24 protein-coding genes are annotated in these 24,544 nt (G+C 60.2%); 13 read left to right on the forward strand and 11 right to left on the reverse strand.

The features are described 5' to 3' along the window. Positions 1–209 precede the first annotated feature (209 nt). Positions 210–1,544 carry a dicarboxylate/amino acid:cation symporter gene (locus tag ASD95_RS09780; protein ID WP_056728032.1) on the forward strand — a complete coding sequence of 445 codons (1,335 nt, stop codon included), beginning with the start codon at positions 210–212 and terminating at the stop codon, positions 1,542–1,544. Between the two features lie 144 nt (positions 1,545–1,688). Then, complete coding sequence (locus ASD95_RS09785) at positions 1,689–2,870, forward strand: CaiB/BaiF CoA transferase family protein (protein ID WP_056728029.1); 1,182 nt, start codon at positions 1,689–1,691, stop codon at positions 2,868–2,870. A gap of 120 nt (positions 2,871–2,990) precedes the next feature. On the opposite strand, the gene ASD95_RS09790 is transcribed toward ASD95_RS09785, so the two are convergent. Together ASD95_RS09790 and ASD95_RS09795 are read right to left on the reverse strand one after the other, a co-directional pair. Further along, positions 2,991–3,485: a SprT family zinc-dependent metalloprotease gene (locus ASD95_RS09790; RefSeq protein ID WP_046043022.1), complete on the reverse strand. Its 495-nt coding sequence runs from the start codon at positions 3,483–3,485 to the stop codon at positions 2,991–2,993. 157 nt (positions 3,486–3,642) lie between these two features. Beyond that, positions 3,643–4,245 (reverse strand): Yip1 family protein, encoded by a 603-nt coding sequence (locus ASD95_RS09795; RefSeq protein WP_056728028.1) that lies wholly within the window; start codon positions 4,243–4,245, stop codon positions 3,643–3,645. A gap of 282 nt (positions 4,246–4,527) precedes the next feature. On the opposite strand from ASD95_RS09795, the gene ttcA reads away from it, so the two are divergent. Then, a complete protein-coding gene (gene ttcA, locus ASD95_RS09800) occupies positions 4,528–5,352 on the forward strand; it encodes a tRNA 2-thiocytidine(32) synthetase TtcA (protein WP_008051493.1) in 825 nt (274 codons plus the stop codon). 123 nt (positions 5,353–5,475) lie between these two features. Then, entirely contained in the window at positions 5,476–6,150 is a 675-nt protein-coding gene (locus ASD95_RS09805) for a DNA-3-methyladenine glycosylase I (RefSeq protein WP_056728025.1), read from the forward strand. 41 nt (positions 6,151–6,191) lie between these two features. Here ASD95_RS09805 and ASD95_RS09810 read toward each other — a convergent pair whose 3' ends face one another. From ASD95_RS09810 to arsC, 3 genes are read right to left on the reverse strand one after another with little or no spacing between them, the layout of a single operon-like run. After that, on the reverse strand, positions 6,192–6,617 hold the full coding sequence (locus tag ASD95_RS09810; RefSeq protein WP_056728024.1) for a DUF2069 domain-containing protein: 426 nt from the start codon (positions 6,615–6,617) through the stop codon (positions 6,192–6,194). Between the two features lies 1 nt (position 6,618). Further along, positions 6,619–7,215, reverse strand: coding sequence for an NAD(P)H:quinone oxidoreductase (gene wrbA, locus ASD95_RS09815; protein ID WP_046043016.1), 597 nt, complete (start codon positions 7,213–7,215; stop codon positions 6,619–6,621). After that, positions 7,212–7,565: an arsenate reductase (glutaredoxin) gene (arsC, locus tag ASD95_RS09820; protein ID WP_056728022.1), complete on the reverse strand. Its 354-nt coding sequence runs from the start codon at positions 7,563–7,565 to the stop codon at positions 7,212–7,214. Before arsC ends, wrbA begins: the two co-directional genes overlap by 4 nt. 114 nt (positions 7,566–7,679) lie before the next feature. Between arsC and ASD95_RS09825 the strand changes: the two genes are divergently transcribed. Beyond that, positions 7,680–8,147 carry a TlpA disulfide reductase family protein gene (locus ASD95_RS09825; RefSeq protein WP_056728020.1) on the forward strand — a complete coding sequence of 156 codons (468 nt, stop codon included), beginning with the start codon at positions 7,680–7,682 and terminating at the stop codon, positions 8,145–8,147. 87 nt (positions 8,148–8,234) lie between these two features. On the opposite strand, the gene ASD95_RS09830 is transcribed toward ASD95_RS09825, so the two are convergent. The 4 genes from ASD95_RS09830 to ASD95_RS09845 all read right to left on the reverse strand — a co-directional run bounded on the left by ASD95_RS09830 (position 8,235) and on the right by ASD95_RS09845 (position 12,992). Next, the gene (locus ASD95_RS09830; protein ID WP_056728018.1) at positions 8,235–8,639 is read right to left on the reverse strand and encodes an META domain-containing protein; all 405 of its coding nucleotides are present in this window, start codon (positions 8,637–8,639) and stop codon (positions 8,235–8,237) included. Further along, positions 8,639–9,073, reverse strand: coding sequence for a hypothetical protein (locus ASD95_RS09835; protein ID WP_056728017.1), 435 nt, complete (start codon positions 9,071–9,073; stop codon positions 8,639–8,641). The genes ASD95_RS09830 and ASD95_RS09835 overlap by 1 nt, the downstream gene beginning before the upstream one ends. Before the next feature lie 77 nt (positions 9,074–9,150). Continuing rightward, a complete protein-coding gene (locus tag ASD95_RS09840) occupies positions 9,151–10,143 on the reverse strand; it encodes a 2-hydroxyacid dehydrogenase (protein ID WP_056728015.1) in 993 nt (330 codons plus the stop codon). Positions 10,144–10,238: 95 nt separating this feature from the next. Next, complete coding sequence (locus ASD95_RS09845; protein ID WP_056728013.1) at positions 10,239–12,992, reverse strand: response regulator; 2,754 nt, start codon at positions 12,990–12,992, stop codon at positions 10,239–10,241. A gap of 215 nt (positions 12,993–13,207) precedes the next feature. Here ASD95_RS09845 and ASD95_RS09850 point away from each other — a divergent pair, with 215 nt between their 5' ends. The 8 genes from ASD95_RS09850 (at position 13,208) to ASD95_RS09885 (ending at position 22,793) form a co-directional block, all read left to right on the forward strand. After that, positions 13,208–13,927, forward strand: coding sequence for a response regulator transcription factor (locus ASD95_RS09850; protein WP_056728012.1), 720 nt, complete (start codon positions 13,208–13,210; stop codon positions 13,925–13,927). After that, on the forward strand, positions 13,917–15,338 hold the full coding sequence (locus ASD95_RS09855; protein WP_056728011.1) for a sensor histidine kinase: 1,422 nt from the start codon (positions 13,917–13,919) through the stop codon (positions 15,336–15,338). Before ASD95_RS09850 ends, ASD95_RS09855 begins: the two co-directional genes overlap by 11 nt. A 183-nt stretch (positions 15,339–15,521) precedes the next feature. Then, positions 15,522–16,424: a cysteine synthase CysM gene (gene cysM / locus ASD95_RS09860; RefSeq protein ID WP_056728010.1), complete on the forward strand. Its 903-nt coding sequence runs from the start codon at positions 15,522–15,524 to the stop codon at positions 16,422–16,424. Next, a complete protein-coding gene (gene rlmD, locus ASD95_RS09865; protein ID WP_056728009.1) occupies positions 16,424–17,776 on the forward strand; it encodes a 23S rRNA (uracil(1939)-C(5))-methyltransferase RlmD in 1,353 nt (450 codons plus the stop codon). Before cysM ends, rlmD begins: the two co-directional genes overlap by 1 nt. Before the next feature lie 122 nt (positions 17,777–17,898). Then, a complete protein-coding gene (gene relA / locus ASD95_RS09870; protein ID WP_056728008.1) occupies positions 17,899–20,142 on the forward strand; it encodes a GTP diphosphokinase in 2,244 nt (747 codons plus the stop codon). Between the two features lie 116 nt (positions 20,143–20,258). Beyond that, positions 20,259–21,092: a nucleoside triphosphate pyrophosphohydrolase gene (gene mazG / locus ASD95_RS09875; protein WP_056728007.1), complete on the forward strand. Its 834-nt coding sequence runs from the start codon at positions 20,259–20,261 to the stop codon at positions 21,090–21,092. Between the two features lie 28 nt (positions 21,093–21,120). Next, positions 21,121–21,663: a DUF2058 domain-containing protein gene (locus ASD95_RS09880; protein WP_056728006.1), complete on the forward strand. Its 543-nt coding sequence runs from the start codon at positions 21,121–21,123 to the stop codon at positions 21,661–21,663. A 182-nt stretch (positions 21,664–21,845) separates the two neighbouring features. Then, entirely contained in the window at positions 21,846–22,793 is a 948-nt protein-coding gene (locus ASD95_RS09885) for a hypothetical protein (protein ID WP_056728004.1), read from the forward strand. Positions 22,794–22,860: 67 nt separating this feature from the next. Here ASD95_RS09885 and ASD95_RS09890 read toward each other — a convergent pair whose 3' ends face one another. After that, positions 22,861–23,049 carry a hypothetical protein gene (locus ASD95_RS09890; protein WP_056728002.1) on the reverse strand — a complete coding sequence of 63 codons (189 nt, stop codon included), beginning with the start codon at positions 23,047–23,049 and terminating at the stop codon, positions 22,861–22,863. Between the two features lie 264 nt (positions 23,050–23,313). Then, entirely contained in the window at positions 23,314–24,534 is a 1,221-nt protein-coding gene (fabB, locus tag ASD95_RS09895) for a beta-ketoacyl-ACP synthase I (RefSeq protein WP_046042997.1), read from the reverse strand. Between the last annotated feature and the right edge of the window lie 10 nt (positions 24,535–24,544).

A 24,544-nucleotide genomic window follows, 5' to 3' on the forward strand; every position in this document is an offset into this window, starting at 1 on the left:
CCGGTGTCAGGGAATTCGCTGCAACCCCGCAGATCAAAAGGCTTGCAGGGATTTTGCGGAAGGTGGCACGGGCCTTGCGATACATCGTGCAGATGCCTGCCGTTGCGCAGCTCGAAAAAACAAATCCCTCCAGTGCAGGAGGGTTCGCAATTGCGGTGTTGCGGGCAACAGATGGATGTTGTCACCTGGCACCCTTGAGGAACTTTGCAATGACGACTCGTCAGCCACTGTACAAATCCCTGTATTTCCAGGTGATCGTTGCAATTGTCATCGGTATCGCGCTCGGTCACTTCTACCCTCAGCTCGGTGTGGCCGTTAAGCCACTGGGTGACGGGTTCATCAAGCTGATCAAAATGATCATCGCCCCGATCATCTTCTGTACCGTTGTCAGCGGTATCGCTGGTATGCAGGACATGAAATCGGTCGGCAAGACCGGTGGTTACGCGCTGCTGTACTTCGAGATCGTTTCGACCATCGCCCTGCTGGTCGGTCTGGTCGTGGTCAACATCGTGCAGCCGGGCAATGGCATGCACATCGACGTTGCCACCCTCGATGCCTCCAAGATTGCCACTTATGTTGCAGCCGGTGCTGACCAAAGCGTCGTCGGCTTCCTGCTGAACGTGATACCGGCCACTATCGTCGGCGCCTTCGCCACCGGTGACATCCTGCAAGTGCTGATGTTCTCGGTGATCTTCGGTTTCGCCCTGCATCGCCTGGGTGCCTACGGCAAGCCGCTGCTGGACTTCATCGATCGCTTCGCCCACGTGATGTTCAACATCATCAACATGATCATGAAGCTCGCGCCAATCGGTGCCTTCGGTGCGATGGCCTTCACCATCGGTGCCTACGGTGTCGGCTCGCTGGTGCAACTGGGTCAGTTGATGGCGTGCTTCTACATCACGTGCCTGCTGTTCATCCTGATCGTGCTGGGCTCCATCGCCCGCTTGCATGGCTTCAGCGTGCTGAAAATGATCCGCTACATCCGTGAGGAACTGCTGATCGTGCTGGGTACTTCTTCTTCGGAGTCGGTACTGCCACGCATGCTGATCAAGATGGAGCGTCTGGGCGCGCAAAAATCTGTCGTGGGTCTGGTGATCCCGACTGGCTACTCGTTCAACCTTGACGGTACCGCCATCTACCTGACCATGGCCGCGGTGTTCATTGCCCAGGCAACCGATACGCACATGGACATCACGCACCAGATCACCCTGCTGGTGGTGTTGCTGCTGTCGTCCAAGGGCGCTGCGGGCGTAACCGGTAGCGGTTTCATTGTACTGGCTGCCACCCTGTCTGCCGTGGGCCACTTGCCGGTTGCCGGCCTGGCGCTGATCCTCGGCATCGATCGCTTCATGTCCGAAGCCCGTGCCCTGACCAACCTGATCGGCAACGCCGTTGCCACTGTCGTTGTGGCCAAGTGGGTCAATGAACTGGACACCGACGTACTGCAAGCCGAGCTGGCTTCGGGCGGTCGCGGCATTGCCGACGAGCCTAAAGACGATGTACTGGGCCACGTCGAAGAGGTAGCCCCGGTTAACGCCAAGTAAGCCTTGTTGTAATGAAAAACCCGCTTCGGCGGGTTTTTTCATGCCCGGTGTTTGAGCGTAACGGTCACTGCACGTGGCATATAAGGTGATTGCTGCAAAGCGATCAGCTGCCTAGGCTGTGGGCATCGTCAAGGGAGAACGTTCATGCTCGGTCCACTGGCATCACTCAAGGTTCTGGATTTCTCGACACTGCTGCCGGGGCCGTTCGCTTCGTTGCTGCTGGCGGACATGGGCGCCGAAGTGCTGCGCATCGAATCACCGACCCGCATGGATCTGCTGCGGGTGTTGCCGCCCCACGATCAAGGCGTGTCAGCCAGTCATGCCTACCTCAACCGCAACAAGCGCAGCCTCGCCCTGGACCTCAAGCAACCTGAGGCACTGGAGGTGATCAGGTCGTTGCTGCAGGACTACGACATTGTGCTCGAGCAGTTCCGCCCGGGCGTCATGGAGCGTCTGGGCCTGGGTTACGAAGCCCTGAAGGCGATCAATCCGAAATTGATTTATGTGTCGATCACCGGCTATGGCCAGACCGGTCCCTACAAGGACCGCGCCGGCCATGACATCAACTACCTGGCCCTGTCCGGGCTGGCGAGTTATACCGGCCGTGCCGACTCTGGGCCGCTGCCGTTGGGCATGCAGGTGGCGGATGTCGCCGGTGGTTCGTTGCACGGGGTGATTGGCTTGCTGGCGGCGGTCATTGCCCGGCAGCAAACCGGTCAGGGTCAGCACCTGGATGTCAGCATGACCGACTGTGCGTTCAGCCTGAATGCGATGGCGGGTGCCGGGTATCTGGCCTGTGGCGTCGAGCCGGGACCGGAAAATCAGGTGCTCAACGGCGGCAGTTTCTACGATTACTACCGCTCCCGGGATGGGCGCTGGCTGTCGGTGGGCAGCCTTGAGCCGGCCTTCATGAAACAGTTGTGTACGGCGTTGGGGCTGGAGGAGTTGGCCGGCCTTGGCCTGTCACCGCAACCGGCGCAGCAGAAACAGCTTAAAGACGCGCTGAAGGTCGAATTCGAAAAACATGACTTCGCCGAATTGTGCGCGCTGTTCGCCGAATTGGATGCTTGTGTCGAACCGGTGTTGAGCCTGGGAGAAGCGCTGTGTCATCCGCAGTTGCAGGCGCGGGAGTTGGTGGCCAAAGTGCCCCGTGGCGATGGCTCGTCCCAAGCGCAGATGGCTTGTCCGCTGAAGTTTTCGCAAGGGTTGCCTGAGCCCCGGTATATTGGCGCGGCGCTGGGGCAGCATACGGACCAGGTGTTGGGGGAGTTGGGGTTCAGTGCTGAGCGGATCGAACAGTTGCGTCGGGTCAAGGTGATTCTTTAGTGCCTGTCAGGCCGCCATCGCGAGCAAGCTCGCTCCCACAGGGGATCTGTGGCGTGACACAAACTCAATGTGGGAGCGAGCTTGCTCGCGATGAGGCCAGTGCAGTCACCAAAAAAACAACTACTCGACCCGCATTTCCCCACTGAACACCAGGGTATTACGACACCGCCGGCACAGGTACCGCCGTCCCTGCCGAACCAGGCTGTGGCGCTGGGCCGAAAACGGGAAGTCGCTGTCGGCGCACGGGCACTTGTAGATGTAGCGGGTCACGCTGCGGCGTTTGACATCATAGGTGTGGCAGCGGTTGGGCGGCAGTTCGTACACGCCGCGCATGATCAATTGCCACTCTTCGCCATGGGGCTGGATGCGGTCACCGAACAGCTGGTGGGCGATCAGGTGCGCGACTTCATGGGCCACGGTCTGCTTGAGGAAATCTTCGGTGTTTTCCCGGTACAGCTGCGGGTTGAAGCGCAGCAGGTTCTCGTGCAAATGCGCGACACCGGCTTTTTGCCCGCGCAGCTTGAGGCTCACCACGGGGCGCTTGAAAGGTCGTTTGAAAAAGGATTCGGCTAGTTGGAAACAGTCTTCGACGCGGGTATTGAGTTGCTCGGGCATGCTTGATGGATCTCCAGAGCGCTCAAGTATGCCGCAACCCTCGGACCTTGCGAATCGCCAGGTTGCCGAATGGTCGTGTGCGTTCTCGTTGCTGAAGAATGAAAAGGCCGCCTTGCGGCGGCCTTTGTCGGCAGTTCCGATGTTCAGTGATGAGCGTTTAGCTGGTGTAGACCGGGCCCACGCCGAGTCCCCAGACAATGACGGTGAACGCCATGATGGCGACCAGCACCACCAGGCCTACGGCGAGCACCGAACTTGAAAACAGGAAGCCCTCGTCAGATGGAATGTTCATGAACGTCGGCAAGCCCACGTACAGCAAGTACACCGTGTAGCAGATGGCGGCGGTACCGATGATCATCCCCAGCCACAAGTGCGGGTACAAGGCGGCGAGACCACCGATGAACAGCGGTGTAGCGGTGTAGGTGGCAAACGCAATGCAGCGGGCCAGGCTTGGGTTGGCGTCATAGGTGCGGGCCATCCAGTGGATGAACGCGCCCATTACCGCGACACCGCCGAGCATCGCCAGGTACGACATGATCGTCATCCATATCGCGCTTTCTACGGTCAGCATGACGGGAGGTCGGTTGCCGATGACCCAGCCGACCTGTGTGGTGCCAATAAAGGCAGACACTGCGGGAATCGCCGCCAGGATCAGTGTATGGGTCAGGTACATGTGGCTGATGCTTTCCTCCTGGTCGCCACGGATTTCCTTCCATTCTTGGTCAGGGTGGGTGAAGAGCCCCACTACGTGATGGATCATGCCAGTCACTCCTCTTGTTTTTACCGTCGCCCCCCAGCGGAGCGCCTACGGGCCAATGCGGCCAAGTAAGTCATAGGTCTGAATTTGTATGTGACCTTATGTCGCAGTATAGGGAGGAGTTTCCCCAGAGGGAGTAGGGGCTTTAGAGCAAATCGCGCTGTAAACGCAGTTGTTAATCGCCGCCGGGTCTGTGGCGAACGGCCCTTTTGGCCAGGCACTTCGCCCCTGAGGCGTTTTTGCGTAAAATGCCGGCCTTTCGTCACACCTCACGGATTTCGCGTCATGGGCACTCTCACGGTCAACCAGAACAAACTGCAAAAGCGCCTTCGCCGACTGGCCGGCGAGGCGGTTGCCGATTTCAACATGATTGAAGACGGTGACAAGGTCATGGTCTGCCTGTCAGGTGGCAAGGACAGCTACACCATGCTCGATGTGCTGATGCACTTGCAGAAGGTCGCGCCGATCAAGTTCGAGATCGTGGCCGTGAACATGGACCAGAAGCAGCCGGGCTTCCCGGAGCACGTGCTGCCGGCCTACCTCAAGGAACTGGGGATCGAGTACCACATCGTCGAGAAAGACACTTACTCGGTGGTCAAGGAGCTGATTCCGGAAGGCAAGACCACCTGCTCGCTGTGCTCGCGCCTGCGTCGCGGCACGCTCTACACCTTCGCCGATGAAATCGGCGCGACCAAGATGGCTCTCGGTCACCACCGCGACGACATTGTCGAAACGTTCTTCCTGAACATGTTCTTCAACGGTTCGCTCAAGGCCATGCCACCGAAGCTGCGCGCCGACGATGGTCGTAACGTGGTGATTCGTCCGCTGGCCTACTGCAACGAAAAAGACATCCAGGCCTACTCGGACTTCAAGCAATTCCCGATCATCCCGTGCAACCTCTGCGGTTCCCAGGAGAACCTGCAGCGTCAGGTGGTCAAGGAAATGCTGCTGGACTGGGAACGCAAGACTCCGGGTCGTACCGAAAGCATTTTCCGCAGCCTGCAGAACGTGATCCCGTCGCAACTGGCGGATCGCAACCTGTTCGACTTTACGAGCCTGAAGATCGACGAAAGCGCCGCATCGCGCTTCGTCAATGTCGTCAACCTCTGATCTAGCTGTGGGAGCAGGCTTGCTCGCGAAATCGGTGTGTCTTCAGCATTGATGTTGGCTGACACTACGTCTTCGCGAGCAAGCCCGCTCCCACAAGGTTTTTCGTTTACCTCAGGAGAGGGCATGCGCGACTACAAGTGGCTGAACGAGTATTGCTTGAACCGCTTCGGTTCGGCGGCTGAACTGGAAGCCCATCTGCCCGTTCCCAAGACCCCGGCGCAACTGCGCAAGATCAGCGACGATCGCTACCTCTCGACGATGGCGTTGCGGGTATTCCGTGCCGGGCTCAAGCACAGCCTGGTGGATGCCAAGTGGCCGGCCTTCGAAGAAGTGTTCTTCAGGTTCGACCCGGAAAAAGTCGTGCTGATGAGCGCCGAGCACCTTGAGCGCCTGATGCAGGACACGCGGATCATACGTCACTTGGGCAAGCTCAAGAGCGTGCCGCGCAATGCGCAGTTCATACTGGACGTGGCCCATGAAAAGGGCAGTTTCGGTGCGCTGATCGCCGATTGGCCGGTGACCGATATCGTCGGGCTCTGGACCTTCCTGAAAAAGCGCGGACATCAGTTGGGCGGGCTGTCAGCCCCGCGCTTCCTGCGCATGATCGGCAAGGACACCTTTGTACCGAGCTATGACGTGGTGGCGGCGCTGAATGCTCAGGACATCATCGACAAGGTGCCGAGCAGTCTGCGCGACCTGGCGTTGGTGCAGGACGTGTTCAACCAGTGGCATGAGGAAAGTGGCGGGCGGCCGATGAGCCAGATTTCGATGATGCTGGCTTATACCGTCAATCATTGAGACCGAGTTGCCCCCTTCGCGAGCAAGTCGAAGGCGTCAGATCAGGCGACGGAGGGTTCGCCTTCACCCGCCAGCTTTCGGTTCAACTGATACCGCCACCGCACATACAACAGCGCCGAGCAAAACACCGCCAGGCTCGCGCCCATCTCCAGCAAACCGAAGATCTGCCGGTTCGGGTCATAGGCAGCCAATGCGCCCTTGATGAAATAAAGGTTCACCACAAAGCACATCCACGAATGCCCGCGAGGGCTGCCGATGATCATCCCCGGTGCCAGAATCAGCAGTGGCACCAGCTCGATCAACAGGATCACCCAGGGGCGTGCCCCGTGCAGGTCGGCAATCGCCAGGTAGTAAACACACAGCAATCCCACCAGGCCGAAAAAGCACAGCAGGCTGATGGCGCGCATCGCCTTGACCCGTGGTTCGAGCCATTCGAGGGCGGGCAGGATCTTCGGTTTCTTGGCCACCTCAGCTCTCCAGTTTCTGTGCGGTCTTGGCCAGGCGCATACCCAGCGCGCGGCACAGCGCCACTTCATGGGCATCCAGACCGCTTTTGCCGTCGGCACCGGCGTGGTGGCTTGCGCCGTATGGCGTACCGCCGCCCTGGGTTTCCAGCAGCGCCGATTCGCTGTAGGGCAGGCCGGTGATCAGCATGCCGTGGTGCAGCAACGGCAGCATCATCGACAGCAGCGTGGTTTCCTGGCCGCCGTGCAGGCTCGCGGTGGAGGTGAAAACACCCGCCGGTTTACCCACCAGGGCGCCGGTCAGCCACAGGTTGCTGGTACCGTCGAGGAAGTATTTGAGCGGTGCAGCCATGTTGCCGAAGCGGGTCGGGCTGCCGAGAGCCAGGCCGGCGCAGTTCTTCAGGTCGTCGAGGCTGGCATACAGCGCACCTTCGTCGGGAATCTCCGGGGAAACGGCTTCGCACTCGGTGGAAATCGCCGGCACCGTGCGCAAGCGTGCCTCAAGCCCTGCCTGTTCGACGCCACGGGCGATCTGCCGGGCCATTTCGTTGGTCGAGCCGCTGCGGCTGTAGTACAGAACCAGAATGTACGGTGCGCTCATGGCAACAGTTCCAGGATCTGCTCCGGTGGGCGGCCGATGATGGCCTTGTCGCCGACTTCGAGAATCGGTCGCTCCATCAGTTTCGGGTGGGCGGCGATGGCGGCGATCAATTGCGCTTCGCTCAGGCTGCTGTCGGCCAGGTCGAGGGTCTTGTACTCGTCCTCGCCGGTGCGCAGCAATTGCCGGGCGCTGATCCCGAGTTTACCCAGCAGGTTCTGGATCTGCGCGGCGTCCAGTGGGGTTTCCAGGTAGCGGACCACAGTCGGGGTCAGGCCACGGGCTTCAAGCAGTTCGAGCGCACCGCGGGATTTCGAGCAGCGCGGATTGTGATAAAGCGTCAGATCGGTCATGAGCGGGTCGCATCTTGCGTAAGGTGGCGGCTATTCTAACTGTGCAGCGCGCATTCCAGAACCGTGAGAGGCGATGGGTCGCAGGTGCATTCAATTTTTGACAAGGAACACGACATGACAAGGCGACTGGCAGCAGCATTGGCGATCATCGGAGCGTTGATGCTGGGGGGCTGCGGTAATGACTATGGCATCGACCAGGACGGTCATAAAATCGCCTCTGACCGCCTGGACGGAAAATGGCTGGTCCTCAACTACTGGGCAGAATGGTGCGGGCCTTGCCGTACGGAGATCCCGGAGTTGAACGCCCTGGCCGAGCAGCTCAAGGACAGGAAAATCGGTGTGTTCGGGGTCAACTTCGACAACGTTCAGGGGCAAGAGCTGAAGAGCGCGAGCGAGAAACTGGGGATCAGGTTCACCGTGCTGGCCCAGGACCCTTCCGAACTGTTCGAGCTGCCGCGCAGCGAGGCGTTGCCGGTGACCTACATCATCGATAACAAGGGCAAGGTACGTGAGCAGTTGATGGGTGAGCAGACGGCGGCGGGGGTGATGGCCAAGCTTGAGGCGTTGCAGGCGAAAAATTAAAGCAAAAAGATCGCAGCCTGCGGCAGCTCCTACATGGATTGTCGTACACCCTGTAGGAGCTGCCGCAGGCTGCGATCTTTCAGGGGATCAGCCCTCCTCAAGCCACCAACGCAGCGGCTTGCCTTCGGCTGGCCAGAAGCGCATCTGCTCGATCGGGGAGACGTCCCAGCGCTGGACATTTTCCAGCGCCTGGAGGAAGCGTTTTTCCTGTTCCATCAGCGCTGGCGCGCACAGTTTGCGGGTGCTGCCGATTTTGCCGAAGGTCAGCTTGTGGCCTTCGAGGGTGTACGGTGCGAACCAGTGGTTGCAGCCGCCATTGCCGTAGGCCCGGCCGTCTTCGCCGAGGGTGATGGTCAGGTGGCTGTAGTCCATCAACGGCCGCTCGCCGATCCACTCCAGAATGTAGCTGCGGTTCTGTTGCAGTTGCACCGGCTCGGCGGCGCAACCCAGCAGGCTGGCGCCGACCATGGCGCTCAGAGCGAGGCGTTTCATCACGCAGGCTCCTGGCATTTCGGGCACAGGTGTTTCTCGCCGACGCTGGTCCAGCCCAGCTCGGCAATCCGCGCGGTGGCGGCAGGCTTTTCGGCCTTGTTGCCCAGCTTGGCATCGACGGCGAACTCGAAGCTCAGCTCTTTGGCGCAGCTGTCACAGTTCACTTGCCAGGTGTGGATGGCCAGTTCGCCGAACACCGGGCCACTGGCTACCGCGACCCATTGGCCGGGCGGGTTGATCAGGTGGCGAACCGTTTCGACGGTCAGGCGCATGGACAAGTCCTTGGCACCCTTGAGGGTCACGACCAGCACGTCATTGTTGCGAATCGAACCACCGTTGCCGGTGACTTGATAGCGCCCCGGCACCAGGGCGCGGCATTCGGTGAGGGTGTGTTGCGGGTTCATCAGGCTGTAGCGGAAATCGTGTTCGACCATGGGTCCTCCAAATATGCGCGATATGCTAGCACGGGCTTGCACGCCGCATCGCGCAGGCAGATGACCTTCGATCCGTTTCAGTCTCCCGTCACCAGGTTTTCCGGGGTGCCCGCCGTCCAGGCTGCAATGTTGCGCAACGTGGTGGCGGCAATCGCATCCAGCGCTTCGCGGGTCAGGAAGGCCTGGTGCGCGGTGACGATCACGTTAGGAAAGGTCAGCAGCCGTGCCAGCACATCGTCTTGCAGTGGCAGGTCGGAGCGGTCCTCGAAGAACAACTGCGCTTCTTCCTCATACACATCCAGCCCCAGGTAACCCAGGCGACCGTCTTTCAAGGCATCGATCAGCGCCGGGGTGTCCACCAGGCCGCCACGCCCGGTATTGATCAGCATCGCACCCGGTTGCATGTGCGCCAGGGACTCGCGGTTGATCAAGTGCTTGCTCTGCTCGTTGAGCGGGCAGTGCAGGCTGATGATCTGCGATTCGGCCAGCAGTTGCGGCAGGCTCAGGTAGCGAGCGCCGAGGGCTTCGACCTGTGGGTTGGGGTAGGGGTCGTAGGCCAGCAACTGGCAACCAAACCCGCTCATGATTTTGGCGAAGGTGGCACCAATCTGACCGGTGCCGACCACGCCGACGGTCTTGCCCACCAGGTCGAAACCGGTCAGCCCCTGCAGTCTGAAGTCCCCGTCTCGGGTGCGGTTGTAGGCGCGGGGCAAGCGGCGGTTGAGTGCGAGGATGAGCGCTACCGCATGTTCGGCCACCGCGTGGGGGGAATAAGCCGGGACGCGTACGATGGCCAGTCCCAGACGTTTTGCCGTCGGCAAGTCGACATGGTTGTAACCGGCCGAGCGCAGGGCGATCAGGCGCGTGCCTCCAGCGGCCAGGCGTTCGAGCACTGCCGCGCCGAGGTCATCATTGATGAACGCGCAGACCGCTTCATACCCTTGGGCGAGCGCTACCGTGTCGAGGCTCAGGCGCGCAGGCTGAAATTGCAGCTCGATGCCGGCCGGCTGCCCGGCCGCGAGAAAACTGTCGCGGTCGTAGTTCTGGCTGCTGAAAAGAATCGTACGCATGCGGTGCTCCTTGAAGGTGGCCTGCGCCGTTGAGCAAGCCGGCATTCGACAGTCGTCAGGTTAGCTCGCCGGCAACCCTTGGCGATTGCGCTGCATCAAGCATTCATGCGCGCCTGGGCAGCCAGGCGATTGATTGCCCGGTCGAGCTCATCCAGTGCCACGCTGGCTTTCGGGTCCTGTTGCTTGAGCAGGGTTTCGCTGCGTTGGCAGGCCGCACGCAATTGCGGTACGCCGCAGTAACGCGTCGCGCCATGCAGGCGATGGACCCGTTCGATCAGGGCGTTGTGGTCGTTGCTTTGCTGAGCGAGGCGGATGGCTTCTCGGTCGGCTTCCAGGGACGCGAGCAGCATCGCCAGCATGTCTGCAGCCAGGTCAGCCTTGCCAGCGGCCAGGCGCAATCCTTCGTCGTGGTCGAGTACCATCAGGTCATGGGCACCCGCATGCCCATCGCCTGCGCGCTCCGGGCTGTGATTGCGCAGCGCCAGGCCGCTCCACTTGAGCACCACCTGGGCCAATTGCCGCTCGCTGATCGGTTTGGTCAGGTAGTCGTCCATGCCGCTTTGCAGCAGCGCGCGTTTTTCGTTGGCCATGGCGTGGGCAGTGAGCGCCACGATCGGCAGCGGTGTGCAATGGCGCTCGCTTTCCCACTGGCGGATTGCCTCGGTGCTCTGGCGGCCGTCCATGCCGGGCATTTGCACGTCCATCAGCACCAGATCGAATGTCTCGTTTTGCACTGCCTTGATGGCGGCATAACCGCTTTCCACCGCGAGCACCTTGGCGCCCATGTCTTCGAGCAGGGTCTGCACCAGCATCAGGTTGGCCGGATTGTCGTCGACGCAAAGCACCTTCGGGGCACGGCTGGACAACGGTTCGCCCGGCTCGCTGCGTATCGGTCGCGGGTTGATCAGGTCAGACAGGGCGCGTCGCAGCTTGCGGGTGCAAGCCGGTTTCGCCTGGAGCTGGCTGTGGGGGTTGGGCACGGAAAGATGGAACAGCGTCTGTTCCGTAGTCGGGCACAGCACCAACACCTTGCAGCCAAGATGCTCGAGGTCCCAGATGTGCTGGTTGAGGCGTTCCGGCGGCATGTCGTTACTGGTGATGCCGAGCACGGCAAGCTCGATCGCCTGGTCGGTCTGGTGGGCGGCGGTGACACCATTGGTCAGGTTTTCAAGGGTATTGAACGGTGTGGTGCTGAGGCCGCAGTCTTCCAGTTGATGCTGCAACGCCTGCCGCGCCAGCTCGTGGTTTTCCAGTACCGCCACCCGTCGCCCGAGCAAGGGCGCGCAGGGCAGGTCTTCGGCATCGTCGCGGGTTTTCGGCAGGCTCAGGCTGATCCAGAATTCCGATCCTTCCCCAGGCGTGCTGTCGACGCCGATCTCACCGCCCATCTGTTCGACCAGGCGCTTGGAAATCACCAGGCCCAGGCCAGTACCGCCGGGTTGCCGCGACAGCGAGTTGTCGGCCTGGCTGAAGGCCTGGAACAGGGCGCGCACGTCCTGGTTCGACAGACCGATGCCGGTGTCCTGAATGCTGATGCGCAACTGCACGGTGTCTTCGTGTTCTTCTTCGAGCATGGCGCGGGCGACGATGGTGCCTTCGCGGGTGAACTTGATCGCATTGCTCACCAGGTTCGTCAGGATCTGCTTGAGCCGCAGCGGGTCGCCCACCAGTGACAGTGGCGTGTCCCGGTACACCAGGCTCACCAGTTCCAGCTGTTTGGCGTGGGCGGCCGGGGCGAGGATGGTCAGGGTGTCCTGGAGCAGGTCGCGCAGGTTGAACGGAATATGGTCAAGCACCAGCTTGCCGGCCTCGATTTTCGAGAAGTCGAGAATCTCGTTGATGATCCCCAGCAGACTGTCGGCGGACTTTTCGATGGTACCCAGGTAGTCGAGCTGGCGTGGGGTGAGCTCGCTTTTTTGCAGCAGGTGGGTGAAGCCGAGAATGCCATTGAGCGGTGTGCGGATTTCATGGCTCATGTTGGCCAGGAATTCGGACTTGATCCGGCTCGCTTCCAGGGCTTCCTTGCGCGCCAGGTCCAGCTCGATGTTCTGGATCTCGATGGTTTCCAGGTTCTGGCGCACGTCTTCGGTGGCCTGGTCGATGCTGTGCTGCAACTCTTCCTGGGCATTTTGCAGGGTGCCGGCCATGCGGTTGATGCCCGAGGCCAGCTCGTCCAGCTCCTGACTGCCGAGGGGCGGCAGGCGGGTTTCCAGATGACCGTCCTTGAGCTGGGCCACGGCCTGCTTGATCTGGCTCAGCGGCTGATTGATCGTGCGCCCCATGCGCAGGGCCAGCAGTGCCGCACCCGTCAGTCCCGCAATGATCAGTATCAGGCTGGCGAACAGGCTGCGGTAGCCCCGCAACAGCATGCTGTTATGGGACAGTTCCAGTTCGACCCAGCCCAGCAGGCGGTCGGCTTCTTCGGGAATCACGTCCCCGGCCAGGTTGCGGTGTTTGCCGAATACCGGCAGCAAATAGCGGGTCGCATCGTTGCCACTGCGGCGCAGCATCTGCGTGCCACTGCCGGAGGGGGTCTGGTTGAGCATGGTCGGGCCGGCGTGGGCCAGTAGCGTGCGATCAGGAGCCAGGAAGGTCACGGCTCGTACGTCGGTTTGTTCCAGGGCCTGGGTGGCAATGCGTTCGAGCAGTTCGTTGTCCTGATGGCCCATGGCGGGAGCCGCCAATGGCGCCAACTGCTCGGCGATCATTTCGCCACGCTGCATGAGCTGGATGTGCAGGTCCGCCTGTTGCATCCAGGTAAAATACCCCCCCAGCACCAACGCCATCAGGCTGGTTGGCAATAGGGTCAGCAACAGCACGCGGCCTTTGATTCCCAGTTTCTTGAGCACGCATCTCTCCTGCATCCCGCTATTTATAGAGCTGTACATGCATCCGCCATGCACCACTTGCGCAGTGTAGCGATTTGCTCGCGGGCAATCCTCGTAAAAATGGTGCCGTCATTCGTCGGCCCGAATGACTTAATGGCGATATGGACAAACGGTGGGTTGCCCCTGGCGAGGCAATCTTGAATAATTGCTCAACTGAGAATTATTTGCAGATAGTCATGGCTCCCATCACTGCCGCTCTCCCCCGAATCCTGTCCATCGAAGACGACCTTGTGCTCGGCGCCTACGTGCATGAGCATCTGGACCGTAGCGGTTTCCAGGTGACCTGGTGCCAGAACGGCCGGGAAGGCCTGGATATTGCCCGCAGGGAAGCTTTCGACGTGGTGCTGATGGATATTCTGCTGCCAGGCATGGACGGCCTGGCGGTGCTGACCCAATTGCGCCAGAGCCATTCCACCCCGGTGTTGTTGATGTCGGCCCTCGGTGCCGAGGCCGATCGCATCAGCGGCTTTCGACTGGGGGCCGATGATTACCTGCCAAAGCCCTTCAGCATGGTGGAGTTGGGGGTACGCATCGAAGCCATTCTGCGGCGGGTGGCACTCGACCGCCGTCCCGCACCCGCGGTGCCGGCCCCATCGATGGACAGCCTGCGTTTCGACGATGAAAGCTACGAGGTCTTTTATGGCGAACAGGCCGGTGGCTTGACCCGCAGCGAGTATCGGTTGCTGGAGACGCTGCACCGCAGCGCCGACGAAGTACTGAGCAAAGCCTTCCTTTATCAACAGGTGCTGCAACGCGGTTACGCGGCCCATGACCGCAGCCTGGACATGCACATCAGCCAGATCCGCCGCAAGCTCAAGGCCATTGGCTACACCGAGCGCGAAGTACGCACGGTATGGGGCAAGGGCTACATCCTGAGCCACGCTGATGAAGTGTAACTTGCCCGGCAGGCATTCGCTGTTCTGGAAACTGGCCTGTCTATTGGTCGCTTTCTGCCTGCTGATGATCTGGCTGAGTTGGTCCTGGGGCCGTTACATGGAGCAGCGCAACCAGTTCCTCTCCGATGAGGCCCGCGGCACCCTGGCGCGCTACGCCGCCGAAGCCGAGCAGGTCTGGCAGCAGCGCCAGAGCGCTGGTGTCGATGACTGGCTGCAAGGCATGCATCAGCGGGAAAAAGGCTGGGTCGGTGTCATCGGTGGTGATTTGCAGTCCTTGAGCAACCAATCGCTGACGGACAAGGAAGTCGAACGCCTGACCTTTTTGCGCGGCCTCGATTGGCCCATCCACAAGAAAGGTCGGCCGTGGATGCGCATACCGTTTCCCGGTGACCCGTCCGCCGGCAGCCTTGTGATCGAGCTGCCCAAGCGCTTTGTACCCGGGCGTTATCGGGTGTTCTGGCGGGTGATCACCAACGGCGTGATTCCGGGATTGTTCACCTTGCTGCTATGCGTCGGGCTGTATCGCCTGTTGGTGGTCCCGCTCAATCACTTGCGCGCGCAGGCCAATGCCTGGCGTGCCGATCAACTGAACGTACGGCTGTCGGCCCGGACCACCAATCGATCGGATGAGCTGGGTGAGTTGGGTCGGGCGTTCGATCACATGTCCGAACGCCTGCAAAGTACTGTAGCCCTGCAGCAGCAACTGCTGCGCGACCTGTCCCACGAATTGCGCACGCCCTTGAGCCGACTGCGGGTGGCCAGTGAAAGCGAGCAGGGGCTGGAGCCATTGCGCGAGCGCATCGGGCGTGAGGTCGATGGCATGCAGCGCCTGGTGGAAGACACGCTGCAACTGGCGTGGCTCGATACCGAGCGCACCCGATTGCCCGACGAAGCGATCCAGATCCAGGCCCTGTGGGAAATGCTCACGGAAAACGCCTGCTATGAAAGTGGCTGGCCCGATACGCAGTTTCAATGCACGGTGGATTCATCCTGCTGGGTTCGCGGTCATCTCAACACCCTGGCCCAGGCATTGGAAAACATTCTGCGCAATGCGATTCGGCATTCACCGGCCGCAGGCATTGTCCAATTGGGTGGTCGTCGTGATGGCGATTTCTGGCACCTGTGGCTGGAAGATCACGGCGGCGGCGTGGCGCAAGCGGATCTGGAGCGGATCTTCCTGCCGTTCACCCGGCTCGACGGTTCGCGGCCGGGGGACGGTGGATTCGGGCTGGGCTTGAGTATCGCCCGCAATGCGGTGCAGCGTCAGGGCGGACAGCTGTGGGCGCAGAACACCGGGACCGGGTTGCGCCTGAATATGCGCTTGTTGGCGGATGTTAATAGCGCCAGTGCCGACGCCTTCGCGAGCAAGCCCGCTCCCACATTGGGCGTGTTCCAACCGCAAAACGTATGATCACCCCGGTACCCTGTGGGAGCGGCGGTGCGGCGATCCGACTTGCCCGCGAAGAGGCCCTCATGTTCACCGCAAAATATCTGCTTATTCCCATAAACCATAAGCACCACACTTTGCGTGATATGGCCTGGGAACGTTTGCCGGTATGATAGTCGCCCCCGCAGTCTGGATTGCGAATACGCCATGACCTTGCAGTACCCAACCATCGCCGATTGCGTCGGCAACACTCCGCTGGTCCGTTTGCAGCGCCTGCCCGGCGCCACCAGCAATACCCTATTGCTCAAGCTCGAAGGGAACAACCCGGCGGGTTCGGTCAAGGACCGGCCGGCGCTGTCGATGATCACCCGCGCCGAACTGCGCGGGCAGATCCACGCCGGCGATACGCTGATCGAGGCGACCTCGGGCAACACCGGGATCGCCCTGGCCATGGCCGCTGCGATCAAGGGTTACAAGATGATCCTGATCATGCCGGACAACTCCAGTGCCGAGCGCAAGGCAGCCATGACGGCCTATGGCGCCGAGCTGATTCTGGTCAGTCAGGAGCAGGGCATGGAAGGCGCCCGTGATCTGGCGCAGAAAATGGAAGCCGAAGGTCGCGGCAAGGTGCTGGACCAGTTCGCCAACGGTGATAACCCCGAGGCGCACTACACCACCACCGGCCCGGAAATCTGGCGCCAGACCCAGGGCACCATCACCCATTTCGTCAGCTCCATGGGCACCACCGGCACCATCATGGGTGTGTCGCGCTACTTGAAAGAGCAGAACGACAACGTGCAGATCATCGGTCTGCAACCGATGGAAGGCTCGGCGATCCCGGGTATCCGCCGCTGGCCTCAGGAATACCTGCCGAAGATCTACCAGGCCGACCGCGTGGACCGGATCGTCGACATGGCCCAAAGCGAAGCCGAAGACGTGACCCGTCGTCTGGCCCGCGAAGAAGGCATTTTCTGTGGCGTGTCCTCGGGCGGTGCCGTGGCGGCCATGCTGCGCCTGTCCAAAGAAGTTGAAAACGCGGTGATCGTCGCGATCATCTGCGACCGTGGCGACCGTTACCTGTCGACCGGCATTTTCGACGCGCCCAACTGATGGCCAAACATGAAAGAGGCCTGCGCTTCCAGCCCACTGGCGGCAGCAAGGCCCCGCAAGTCCCGACCGGCAAAAAGCAGCGCCTGACCATCGAGCGCCTGGCCAATGACGGTCGCGGTATCGCGTTTTTCGAAGGCCGCACCTGGTTCGTCATCGGCGCATTGGCCGGTGAAGAGATCGAGGCGCGGGTGCTCGGTGCCCACGGCAAAGTGGTCGAGGCGCGTACCGAGCGGGTGTTCAAGGCCAGTGAGTTACGCCGGCCTGCACCGTGCGCCCATGCCGGCCGCTGCGGCGGTTGCAGCGTGCAGCATCTGCCCCACAACGAACAGCTTGCCCTGAAACAGCGCATGCTCGCCGAGCAGTTGTCGAGGGTCGCGGGCGTCGAACCCGAAGAGTGGGCAGCGCCATTGAGCGGTGCGGAATTCGCTTACCGGCGTCGTGCCCGAGTCGCTGTGCGCTGGGACATGAAGGCGAAAAAACTCGAAGTCGGTTTCCGTGCCGCCGGCAGCCAGGACATCGTGGGCATCGATGACTGCCCGGTGCTGGTACAGCCCTTGCAACCGATCATGGCCCGCTTGCCCCAGATGCTGCGGCGCTTGAGCAAACCCCAGGCGCTCGGGCATGTGGAGTTGTTCAGTGGCTCGACGCTGGCTGTGTTGCTGCGGCACATGGCACCGTTGTCCGACGCCGACCTGACGATCCTCAAGGAATTCTGTGCGTTCCATGAAGCCCAGTTGTGGCTGCATGGCGACGGCGAACCGCAACCGGTCGAGGCCGATCAGTCGTTGGGCTATCGCCTTGAACAGTGGGACCTGGAGTTGGCGTATCGTCCAGGGGATTTCATCCAGGTCAACGCCGCCGTTAACGAAGCGATGGTCGCCCAGGCGCTGGACTGGCTGAAGCCGACAGCGGATGAGCGGGTACTTGACCTGTTCTGTGGCCTGGGCAACTTTGCCTTGCCGTTGGCCAAGGCCGCTCGTGAAGTGGTGGCGGTCGAAGGCGTGCAGGTGATGGTCGATCGGGCCGCGGCGAATGCGGCTAGCAACAATCTGCATAACGCGAAGTTTTTTCAGGCCGATTTATCCCAGCCTTTGACAGGCGCCGAATGGGCCGCCGAAGGCTTTTGTGCGGTACTCTTGGACCCACCGCGTGACGGTGCTTTCGAGGTCGTGCGCAAGCTCAAGAGCCTTGGCGCCGAGCGATTGGTGTATGTGTCGTGCAACCCTGCAACTCTGGCGCGCGACACGGTCGAATTGATCAAGCAGGGCTACCGGTTAAAACGTGCCGGGATTCTCGATATGTTTCCTCAAACGGCACATGTCGAGGCCATGGCGTTATTTGAAGCGAGCTAGGATGCTCGTCTGGTCCGACTGGCCCGCCCGTGCAGCCGCGCACCCAGCCCGACGTGGGCGCACGGGCAACGAAGGTCAGCGATTTGACGCATTGAATCTGCGTCGTAGGGAAGGTAAGCAAGATGGTACAGGTGAGAGCACACCAGCCGATCAACACCGACGGCAGTATCAATCTCGAGGCTTGGCTCGATCATGCGGTCAGTGTCGATCTGGCACTGGATCGCGAAGCCTTGAAAGAGGCCTGCGAGTACGCTCGGGAGGCCGAACAACAAGCCAATGCGGCACAGAATCTGTGGTCGGAAGGTAACTCGACTTTCCGTACCGGGCTTGAGATCGCCGAGATCCTCGCCGATCTCAAGCTCGACCAGGACTCCTTGGTCGCCGCGATCCTGTATCGAGGCGTGCGCGAAAATCAGATCAAGTTGCCGGCCGTCAGCCAGCGCTTCGGTCCGGTGGTGTCCAAGCTCATCGACGGCGTGCAGCGCATGGCCGCGATCAGCGACAGCCTGAGCCCGCGCAAATCCCTGGTGCTGGGCACTCAGGGCCAGGTGGAAAACCTGCGCAAGATGCTGGTGGCCATGGTCGACGACGTTCGCGTCGCCCTGATCAAGCTGGCCGAACGCACGTGCGCGATCCGCGCGGTGAAAACCGCCGACGACGAAAAACGCAACCGCGTGGCCCGTGAAGTCTTCGACATCTACGCACCGCTGGCCCATCGCCTGGGTATCGGTCACATCAAGTGGGAACTGGAAGACTTGTCCTTCCGTTACCTTGAGCCCGACCAGTACAAGCAGATTGCCAAGTTGCTCCATGAGCGGCGACTGGATCGCGAGCGTTTCATCAGCGACGTGATGAGCCAGCTGAAAAACGAATTGCAGGCCACCGGTGTCGATGCCGACATCAGCGGCCGGGCCAAGCACATCTATTCGATCTGGCGCAAAATGCAGCGCAAGGGTCTGGAGTTCAGCCAGATCTACGACGTGCGTGCCGTTCGCGTGCTGGTGCCGGAAATGCGCGATTGCTACACCGCGCTCGGCATCGTTCACACCCTGTGGCGACACATCCCGAAAGAGTTCGACGACTACATCGCCAACCCCAAGGAAAACGGCTATCGCTCGCTGCACACGGCGGTAATCGGGCCCGAGGGCAAGGTGCTGGAAGTGCAGATCCGCACCCATGCGATGCACGAAGAAGCCGAACTCGGCGTTTGCGCGCACTGGCGCTACAAGGGCACCGACGTCAAGTCCGGTTCCAATCATTACGAAGAGAAAATCTCCTGGCTGCGCCAGGTGCTCGAATGGCACGAAGAGCTGGGCGACATCGGTGGCCTGGCGGAACAGCTGCGGGTCGATATCGAGCCGGACCGGGTCTATATCTTCACCCCGGACGGTCACGCCATCGACTTGCCGAAGGGCGCGACCCCGCTGGACTTCGCCTACCGCGTCCACACCGAAATCGGTCACAACTGCCGTGGCGCCAAGATCAACGGGCGCATCGTGCCGCTCAACTACAGCCTGCAAACCGGTGAACAGGTCGAGATCATCACCAGCAAGCACGGCACCCCGAGCCGCGACTGGTTGAACCCGAACCTGGGCTACGTCACTACGTCGCGGGCACGGGCCAAGATCGTTCACTGGTTCAAGTTGCAGGCTCGTGACCAGAACGTCGCGGCCGGTAAAACGCTGCTTGAGCGCGAGCTTAATCGCCTCGGTCTGCCGGCGGTGGATTTCGACAAGCTGGCCGACAAGGCCAATATGAAAACCGCCGAAGACCTGTTCGCGGCCCTCGGTGCTGGCGACTTGCGCCTGGCGCAACTGGTCAACCTGGCGCAGCAACTGGTCGAGCCGGAGCGTGGCAACGAACAGCTTGAACTCATACCGCGCAAGGCCACTGGCTACAAACCGGGCAAGCGCGGCGATATCCAGATCCAGGGCGTCGGCAACCTGATGACCCAGATGGCCGGCTGCTGCCAGCCGCTGCCGGGAGATGCCATCGTCGGTTACATCACCCAGGGCCGCGGGGTGAGCATTCACCGCCAGGACTGCGCCTCGGTGCTGCAACTGAGCGGGCGTGAGCCAGAGCGGATCATCCAGGTCAGTTGGGGCCCGGTGCCGGTGCTCACCTATCCGGTGGACATCGTCATCCGCGCCTACGACCGTTCCGGGTTGCTGCGTGACGTCTCGCAGGTCTTGCTCAATGAGCGAATCAACGTGCTGGCGGTCAACACTCGCTCGAACAAGGAGGACAACACTGCGTTGATGTCCCTGACCATCGAGATTCCGGGGCTGGATGCGTTGGGGCGGTTGTTGGGGCGGATTTCCCAGTTGCCGAACATCATCGAAACCCGGCGTAACCGTACGCCATGATCGGCACCCTTGTAGGAGCTGCCGCAGGCTGCGATCTTTTGATCTTGTTTTTTAACATCAAAAGATCGCAGCCTGCGGCAGCTCCTACAGGGGCCTGCGTCTAAATGAGATTGTCGATGCACAGCCTTGAAGACCTGCTTCACCTGATGAACCGCCTGCGCGACCCGCAGTACGGTTGCCCGTGGGACATCAAGCAAACTTACGCCACCATCGTCCCCCACACTCTGGAAGAAGCCTACGAAGTCGCCGACGCCATTGAGCGCGGTGATTTCGATCACTTGCAGGGTGAGCTCGGTGACCTGTTGTTCCAGGTGGTGTATTACAGCCAGTTGGCCCGGGAAGAAGGGCGCTTCGAGTTTGATGGCGTGGTCGACAGCATCACCCGCAAGCTGATCCGTCGTCACCCCCATGTGTTCCCTGCGGGCGATCTCTATGCGCCACTGGATGTCCCGCGCCTGAGCGAAGAGCAGGTCAAGCAGCGTTGGGAAGAGATCAAGGCCGAGGAGCGCGCAGAGAAGTCCTCGGCGCCCGAACAGCTGTCATTGCTCGATGACGTCCCCGCTGCATTGCCGGCGTTGTCACGTTCGGCGAAATTGCAAAAGCGCGCGGGGCAGGTCGGGTTCGACTGGCCGGACGCCTTGCCGGTGCTCGACAAAGTGCGTGAGGAGCTCGATGAAGTCCTTGAAGCCATGTCGGAAAATGATCCCGAGGCCGTGGCCGACGAGATCGGTGACCTGCTGTTCTCCGTGGTGAATCTGGCGCGGCATCTCAAGGTTGATCCGGAAACCGCACTGCGTGGCGCCAACGGCAAGTTTGAAAGACGCTTTCGTTTTATCGAACAGGCATTGCGCGACACCCGCCGTCCCATGGAAGATTGTACCCTCGAAGAGTTGGACGCCTTGTGGGGCGAAGCCAAACGTCAGGAAAAGAATTTGCCCAGCTGCGGTTGAGCAGTGGCCTAAGTGAGTAATAAGCACCATGAGCATTTCCCTTCGCGACCAGTTGCTCAAAGCAGGGCTGGTCAACCAGAAGCAGGCCAAGCAGGTCAGCAAAGACAAGCAGAAACAGCAACGCCTGGCCCACAAAGGCCAGATCGAACTGGATGACTCCCAACAGCGGGCGGCACAGGAAGCCATGGCCGAGAAGGTCAAGCGCGACCAGGAGCTCAACCGCCAGCAGCAGGAAAAGGCCGAGGCCAAGGCCCGTGCCGCGCAGGTCAAGCAATTGATCGAAGTCTCGCGCCTGCCGAAATTGACGACCGAGGATTACTACAACTTCGTCGACGACAAGAAGGTCAAGCGCATCTGCGTCAACAACCTGATGCGCAACAAGCTCAGCAGCGGTTCTCTGGCCATCGTGCATCACGCCGGCGGCTACGAAGTGATTCCGCGCGAGGCGGCGCTGAAGATTCAGGAGCGTGATCCGCAACGCATCGTGCAGTTGAATGTGCAGACCGAAGAAGTCAGCGTCGAGGACGATCCGTACGCGGCCTACAAGATCCCTGATGATCTGATGTGGTAAATAGTTCGCCAGTACTAAATATTTGCTAGTACTTTGCAGGATTAAAAATTTGAACCCGAAAGCTCGTATCGATACGATCTTTCGGGTTTTCTTTTGCCAAAAATAATCGCTCTTGAATGAGTGGTTAGCTGTTTGGCGGGAGGAACTAATGGAATGAATTTAAATGGATAAGGATATCTTTGATGCTGGTAAGTATCGCTTCGTTACGTCAACCCACTTTCAAATCGCAGTTGTCGCACCCGCGAATGCCCGAACAATCCATTCTCGATTATCTGGACAGTGAACTGGCCGAGCGCGCTTACCTGGTGCGCCGAAAAATCAAGATCGCTGCTAAGACCGCCCGTGAGAAACATGGTGAGACTGCGTGTGTTTTCTTTACCCTGCCTGAGTTTTTCTGGAATATTCCCTGGCACCAGATCCGCAGTGAAGAAGAACTGCACGAGCTGAGTTCTGCATACCTGGAGAAGGTACCTGAGTGTGTGACGCTGTTGATCAGCGAACTACCAATGGAGCAATACGGCAAGATCGTTTTGCTGGCGGGAAGCTGTGCGACGCTTATCAAGGTAGGAGAGGGGGAGTCGAGTTACTACGATGTTATCAATTACATGCTGACAATTACCAACAAGGAATATGAGGTCGATATGCCATTGATGTCGATGTGGCCGAAACGCTACGTATCAGGTATCGATTTCGGCAACCATGTTGGCGATGAAGACGGCTATTGGTTATTTAAGTTGTTTGACGAGGTTGTAGTCAGGGTAAAGGCAGTGAGTAGTGTGCGGGCCGAGCATAGTTATTTTGGTGGATATGAAGGGATGTTTATTAACAGCCTCGTTCCGGGCTGCCCATTCAGTATCAATTTATGTCTCGATTATGCAGAGTTGAAAGACGGTGAGCGGGACAAGGAAATTGAACTGACGGGGGCGAAGATCGATTTTCTGATTGCCTGCGGCATGAAATTCAACTACGGCAAACTGCATCCGTCTTCGCTCCAGTACGCGATCCGTAATGACGGCGCGGGCGACGGTGAATGCGAGGTGGTGAAACTTGAAGCGGGGCGGATCGTCAGTGTTGTCCCTGCGCTGGTGATCGACGACTCCCTTCATTTGGCGGCTGTTCACATTACCTGAGCCAAGTGGCCCGGTTGCAGCCTGCCCCTGCGTGGGGGGGCAAGCTGCAAGTCTGTAGAGTCTGTCCTCAACCGGTTGCGAGCTCGCGTTTGCGCTCGAGCATTTCCAGTTCGGCCCTGTAGTTTTGCGCGTCGGTCTCGGAGTGGAACATCCCGACCAGCAGGTCTTGTTGATGCACGTCCCAGATCCGGATACCGGCGGCTACACCCTCGTGGGATTTATGTGAATCGTCGCGTTCAGTTACTTTTACAGTCATCTGCTAGCTCCAATCTCTGTTATCTGCAGCAAGGCGTGTGCAGGACTCTGTTATAGAGTTTGGTAGCTTGCTAAGTAAATGATTGGGTTTGGTAAGGGTTTTTTGCAAAAACGGCAACAGTGCTGCAGCCCGCGGAATCCGCGACATTCAGTCGCAGGGCATTTGGTTTCATGACAAAAGCTTCATCTTCAGAGGGTTTTCTCAAGGCAAAAAAACGCCCCGAACCAGTCGGGGCGTTTTCTTGCGCGGCGTTATGGCGGGGTATTACTTGCCCTGCCAGCGCTTCAGTACCAGGGTGGCGTTGGTGCCACCGAAACCGAAGCTGTTGCTCATCACGGTGTTGATGGTGGCGTTTTCGCGGGTCTTGGTCAGCACCGGCAGGTCGGCCACTTCAGGGTCCAGCTCGTCGATGTTGGCGGAGCCGGCAATGAAGTTGCCTTCCATCATCAGCATGCAGTAGATCGCTTCATGAACGCCGGCGGCGCCCAGGGAGTGACCCGACAAGCTCTTGGTGGAGCTGATGGCCGGTGCCTTGTCGCCGAACACTTCACGCACACCTTTCATTTCCGCGACGTCGCCGACCGGGGTCGAGGTGCCGTGGGTGTTGAGGTAGTCGATCGGGGTGTCGACGGTGGACAGCGCCTGCTGCATGCAGCGGATCGCGCCTTCGCCACTAGGGGCAACCATATCGTAGCCGTCGGAGGTCGCGCCGTAGCCAACGATTTCCGCATAGATCTTGGCGCCGCGGGCCAGAGCGTGTTCCAGCTCTTCAACCACGACCATGCCGCCACCGCCGGCGATGACGAAACCGTCACGGTCAGCATCGTAGGCACGGGAGGCTTTTTCCGGGGTGTCGTTGCGCTTGCTGGACAGGGCGCCCATGGCGTCGAACAGGAACGACTGACTCCAGTGCTCTTCTTCACCGCCACCGGCGAAGACGATGTCCTGCTTGCCCATCTGGATCTGTTCCATGGCGGTACCGATGCAGTGAGCACTGGTGGCGCAGGCAGAAGCGATGGAGTAGTTCAGGCCCTTGATCTTGAACGGAGTGGCAAGGCATGCCGAAACGGTGCTGCTCATGGTCCGCGTGACGCGGTATGGGCCGACGCGCTTGACGCCTTTCTCGCGCAGGATGTCCAGCGCTTCCATCTGGTTCAGGGTCGATGCGCCACCGGAACCGGCGATCAGGCCGGTACGCGGGTTGGACACCTGTTCTTCGGTCAGGCCGGAGTCGGTGATGGCGTCTTTCATGGCCAGGTAGGCATAAGCTGCCGCGTGGCCGACGAAGCGATAGATCTTGCGATCGATCAGTTCTTCAAGGTTGAGGTCAATGGAGCCGGAAACCTGGCTACGCAGACCCATTTCGGCATATTCCGGGTTGAACCGGATGCCAGGGCGGCTTGCACGCAGGTTAGCGGAGACGGTCTCTTTGTCATTGCCCAGGCAAGAAACGATGCCCAGACCAGTGATAACGACGCGGCGCATGCGGATAACC

Origin of the sequence: Pseudomonas sp. Root71 (genome assembly GCF_001429045.1) — a bacterium.
GTDB lineage: Bacteria > Pseudomonadota > Gammaproteobacteria > Pseudomonadales > Pseudomonadaceae > Aquipseudomonas > Aquipseudomonas monachiensis.

What these genes read in the sequence shown, in the direction of transcription:
- ASD95_RS09835 (WP_056728017.1), bottom strand. Translation starts at nt 9,073, where the DNA reads ATGGTCGAACACGATTTCCGCTACAGCCTGATGAACCCGCAACACACC.
- arsC (WP_056728022.1), bottom strand. Translation starts at nt 7,565, where the DNA reads ATGACCGATCTGACGCTTTATCACAATCCGCGCTGCTCGAAATCCCGC.
- ASD95_RS09830 (WP_056728018.1), bottom strand. Translation starts at nt 8,639, where the DNA reads ATGAAACGCCTCGCTCTGAGCGCCATGGTCGGCGCCAGCCTGCTGGGT.
- relA (WP_056728008.1), top strand. Translation starts at nt 17,899, where the DNA reads ATGGTACAGGTGAGAGCACACCAGCCGATCAACACCGACGGCAGTATC.
- ASD95_RS09880 (WP_056728006.1), top strand. Translation starts at nt 21,121, where the DNA reads ATGAGCATTTCCCTTCGCGACCAGTTGCTCAAAGCAGGGCTGGTCAAC.
- ASD95_RS09795 (WP_056728028.1), bottom strand. Translation starts at nt 4,245, where the DNA reads ATGATCCATCACGTAGTGGGGCTCTTCACCCACCCTGACCAAGAATGG.
- ASD95_RS09805 (WP_056728025.1), top strand. Translation starts at nt 5,476, where the DNA reads ATGCGCGACTACAAGTGGCTGAACGAGTATTGCTTGAACCGCTTCGGT.
- ASD95_RS09780 (WP_056728032.1), top strand. Translation starts at nt 210, where the DNA reads ATGACGACTCGTCAGCCACTGTACAAATCCCTGTATTTCCAGGTGATC.
- ASD95_RS09840 (WP_056728015.1), bottom strand. Translation starts at nt 10,143, where the DNA reads ATGCGTACGATTCTTTTCAGCAGCCAGAACTACGACCGCGACAGTTTT.
- ASD95_RS09855 (WP_056728011.1), top strand. Translation starts at nt 13,917, where the DNA reads ATGAAGTGTAACTTGCCCGGCAGGCATTCGCTGTTCTGGAAACTGGCC.
- rlmD (WP_056728009.1), top strand. Translation starts at nt 16,424, where the DNA reads ATGGCCAAACATGAAAGAGGCCTGCGCTTCCAGCCCACTGGCGGCAGC.
- cysM (WP_056728010.1), top strand. Translation starts at nt 15,522, where the DNA reads ATGACCTTGCAGTACCCAACCATCGCCGATTGCGTCGGCAACACTCCG.
- fabB (WP_046042997.1), bottom strand. Translation starts at nt 24,534, where the DNA reads ATGCGCCGCGTCGTTATCACTGGTCTGGGCATCGTTTCTTGCCTGGGC.
- ASD95_RS09885 (WP_056728004.1), top strand. Translation starts at nt 21,846, where the DNA reads ATGCTGGTAAGTATCGCTTCGTTACGTCAACCCACTTTCAAATCGCAG.
- ASD95_RS09825 (WP_056728020.1), top strand. Translation starts at nt 7,680, where the DNA reads ATGACAAGGCGACTGGCAGCAGCATTGGCGATCATCGGAGCGTTGATG.
- ttcA (WP_008051493.1), top strand. Translation starts at nt 4,528, where the DNA reads ATGGGCACTCTCACGGTCAACCAGAACAAACTGCAAAAGCGCCTTCGC.
- ASD95_RS09890 (WP_056728002.1), bottom strand. Translation starts at nt 23,049, where the DNA reads ATGACTGTAAAAGTAACTGAACGCGACGATTCACATAAATCCCACGAG.
- ASD95_RS09785 (WP_056728029.1), top strand. Translation starts at nt 1,689, where the DNA reads ATGCTCGGTCCACTGGCATCACTCAAGGTTCTGGATTTCTCGACACTG.
- mazG (WP_056728007.1), top strand. Translation starts at nt 20,259, where the DNA reads ATGCACAGCCTTGAAGACCTGCTTCACCTGATGAACCGCCTGCGCGAC.
- wrbA (WP_046043016.1), bottom strand. Translation starts at nt 7,215, where the DNA reads ATGAGCGCACCGTACATTCTGGTTCTGTACTACAGCCGCAGCGGCTCG.
- ASD95_RS09790 (WP_046043022.1), bottom strand. Translation starts at nt 3,485, where the DNA reads ATGCCCGAGCAACTCAATACCCGCGTCGAAGACTGTTTCCAACTAGCC.
- ASD95_RS09850 (WP_056728012.1), top strand. Translation starts at nt 13,208, where the DNA reads ATGGCTCCCATCACTGCCGCTCTCCCCCGAATCCTGTCCATCGAAGAC.